The organism is Martelella mediterranea (assembly GCF_004342225.1).
Taxonomy (GTDB): domain Bacteria; phylum Pseudomonadota; class Alphaproteobacteria; order Rhizobiales; family Rhizobiaceae; genus Martelella; species Martelella mediterranea_B.
Window position 1 is genome coordinate 1 of sequence record NZ_SMAR01000085.1, and the last position, 3263, is coordinate 3263.

A 3263-nucleotide genomic window follows, 5' to 3' on the forward strand; every position below is an offset into this window, starting at 1 on the left:
GGGCGTCGTTACACTCGCATATTCCATTGTTTCACCTTCAAAAAGGCAAAAGAAACCACCCGCCCGAATAACAAAAATTACTCAGGATACTTGACGGAAACGGTCGGAAATGCGAATCAGTAGGTGCTAGTTACAAATCGGCTTCCGGACGCTCGTCGTTTGGGGGCCTTTTTTCTTTTGCGCGTTATCCTTTCTTCTGCTGGCGTTGAAATTCGGCGTAAAGCTCTTCAAGCTGACCGGAAAGATAGGCGCCAAAGGCATCCGCATCCGTCGCCTTGAGTGAAAGAGAAAAGCCGTTTGCGGCGTGCTTTGTGGTCACGCTCATCTTGTTATCGGCCAGCGACCATTTCTTTTCGCTGGTATTCTTCGGCCTCGCCCGCCTTCCCTTGCGTTTCAGCTCTTCCAGCAGCGCCAAGCACCGCTCCGGCGAAGCAAGCTCCTGAAAACGCCCCTCCCCCACAAACTGTCGCGCCTGTTCCAGCTTTGCCGGAGGCAACAGCAGACGCTTGAGCTCGTCCCAGCGATCCCGTCCAATGCCCTTGGCAGCGCCGATCTGTTCGAGAATGTCCGTCGGAATGCCTTCCGCGATCGAGAGCATGCGCGAAAGCATGGCATTGTCGATGCTGAGCGCCTGACGGATAGCTTGCCTGTCGATACCGGACTGCTGCAGCCGGCTGGCAAACAGCGCCTTTTCGATGAAGGACAGATCCGCACGCGCCGTATTCTCCTGCCCCTGTGCCACGACATGGGCAAGGTCTTCGAGATCGCGAATGAGCGCACGGACCTTGATACCGAGTGTCTTTGCCGCCCGCGTGCGGCGATGACCATAGACGAGAATGAAGCGGCCAGGCGCTTCCGGGTTGGGCCGCACGAGTACCGGCGAAATCTGGCCGGCTTCGCGAATGGCTTCGACGAGAACATTGAAAGCCTCGCCGTCTTCCTCGATGCGATCGATATAGGGTGACGGATCGATATCGTTCGGATCCAGCATGACGATCATCTCGCCATCCTGCACCCTGAGCGAGTTCTCCGCCATTTCCTCAAGAGACTGCAACATCGAGCGCGAGGCGCCGCGTAACGCATAGGCAGAGCGCCCGTCGCCTTCTACATCGGGTTTAGCGCCCGTTTTCTTCGGGTTGGTGACATCGTTTAAAAGGTGCTTGCGTGCCATATCAGCCTCCCCGATTAATCGATAAGGGTTTGAATATGTGTAAAAATCCGGCTGTGTGTACGGCTGGCAATATCATTTGCGCCCCCATGCTTCGTGAATGAGGTCGGCGATCTCGCCATTGACGTCGTTGAGGCAACCGATCGCGCGGTCATAAGTCGTCCGTGTAAACTGCGCGCGCTCGACCTCATAAAGAGTCTGCTTGGTAATGCCCGCATCGGAAATGGCTGTGGACTTCACCATATGATTCTTTAGCATCCGGCTGCCGAACATTGCCTGCATGAAGCCGACCATCTGCGCCTGCGGTCCATCCGTGGGCTCATAGCGGGTCACCAGGTAGCGGAACCAGTTGAGCTTGACGCTAGCGCCGACACCACGGATCGAATCGAGAATGCCGCCAAGCATCAGCAGAAACTGGCTCATCGACAGGATATCGAGCATCTGCGGATGTACCGTAATCAGGACCGAGGTGGAGGCGGTCAGGGCCGTCAACGTGAGATAGCCCAGCTGCGGCGGGCAATCGATCACCACCACATCATAATCGGCCTCGACCTCCTTGAGCGCCCGCGTGAGGCGGGTGAAGAAGAGCCGACCTTCCTGGGACGACCGGTCGGTAGCAGCCAGCGGCGTTTCGTATTCATATTCCTGCAATTCGAGATTGGCCGGCACGATGTCGAGTCCGGGAAAATTGGTCGGGCGGATGATCTCGCTGATCGGCTTGATCTCGTCATCATAACGCAACGCCTCGAACAGCGAGGGCGAGTTGTCGAGCTCGGGCTGGATGCCGTGCAGGGCGGTGAGCGAAGCTTGCGGGTCGAGATCAATCGCCAGCACGCGATGCCCGGTCAGCGCCAGATACTGGGCGAGGTGGGCCGTGGTCGTGGTCTTGCCGCTGCCACCCTTGAAGTTGACCACGGAGACGATCTGGAGATCGTCTCCCGGTCGGCGATGGGGCACATAAAACTTCTCGGAGCGGCCGTTCTTGTCCAGAAACCGTCGCAGTTCCAGGATCTGTTCGGCCGAATAGGAGCGCCGGCCGGAGGCCGAAACGACGGGGGAGGGGCCTTTGCCCTCCAGATGGAGTTTCTTGATATGGTTCTGGGTAACGCCGAGAAACTCGGCGACTTCAGCAATGCCGAAGAGCCGCAGCCCTTTCTGTGCATTCGGCGGGAATTGCTCGATGCGCAGCAGGTCAAGCTTATCCGAGATAAGCTTTCCCTGATCAAGAATCTCGTCGGCAAAATCGGTTTTGCCAGTGGTTGGAACAGACTGTGTCGTCAAGGAATCACTGCCATCGATTCGGTTAATTCTCTAAGAACGCTTTTTATACAAAGAAAGGAGAAAAAGCGTTATTAGTATGGACCGATTCGTTGAGCGTGCAAGACATTTTTAGTTAACGAGAAGTTAACGCATCACAGCGCCTGTTATCAAGGGAAGGGGGCCTTGAAGCCGACCCTTTCGAAGTGCGTCGGACTATCGCAATTTCCTCTTACAAGATAACCAAGAAACCAAAGACAGAATTCGGATAACTTACTATTTTATATAGAAATAATTCGATTCTTTACGGCTGGCAATTTCGCCGTTCAATCCTAGCCTGAAAATTCTTAGAACTCCGGCCCTTCTCAGCCTGCCAAACTTAACGTGACAATGCCCTCCGAGGTCTTGAGTATCCTGAGCCATATCTGGCGGTCGGAAGATGCCTTCAGCATCCTGCGTCAAGGGCGTGATGAAAGATGCCGGCGACAGCATTTCCATGACGATGCGACCGTTGCCGACAAAGACGCCAACGATCGATGATGTCGGACTCGATAGTGAGGTCCGCCCATACATGTCGCCCCAGCATGGCATCGTCGTTGTCGCCGCCGCGACAGGGCAGGGGAAGTCAACGACGCTTGCCGGGATCAGGCGCTTTCATCTTGAAAACAAGTTCGATCCGAAGGCGATCGTCGATCTGCAGGCGACTATCGAGTTCACCTATTCCAACGTGCTGACGGATCACAGTGGACTTGCCCTTATTTAGTGGAGAGGTTCTGTCTCAAAATTCCGGTTTATTACCTCGAACTGGATCGGTGATTTATATCCGAGAGCAGAATGT

General features: G+C 55.2%; 3 protein-coding genes. 1 reads left to right on the forward strand and 2 read right to left on the reverse strand.

Annotation, left to right across the window (positions count from 1 at the left end; all coding sequences use genetic code 11):
* Positions 1–184 precede the first annotated feature (184 nt).
* Both repB and repA read right to left on the reverse strand, forming a co-directional pair.
* Positions 185–1171, reverse strand: coding sequence for a plasmid partitioning protein RepB (gene repB / locus EDC90_RS20570; protein WP_132314374.1), 987 nt, complete (start codon positions 1169–1171; stop codon positions 185–187).
* Between the two features lie 72 nt (positions 1172–1243).
* Complete coding sequence (gene repA, locus EDC90_RS20575; RefSeq protein WP_132314375.1) at positions 1244–2449, reverse strand: plasmid partitioning protein RepA; 1206 nt, start codon at positions 2447–2449, stop codon at positions 1244–1246.
* Between the two features lie 415 nt (positions 2450–2864).
* Between repA and EDC90_RS20580 the strand changes: the two genes are divergently transcribed.
* A complete protein-coding gene (locus EDC90_RS20580) occupies positions 2865–3188 on the forward strand; it encodes a hypothetical protein (protein ID WP_132314376.1) in 324 nt (107 codons plus the stop codon).
* The last annotated feature ends 75 nt before the right edge of the window (positions 3189–3263 follow it).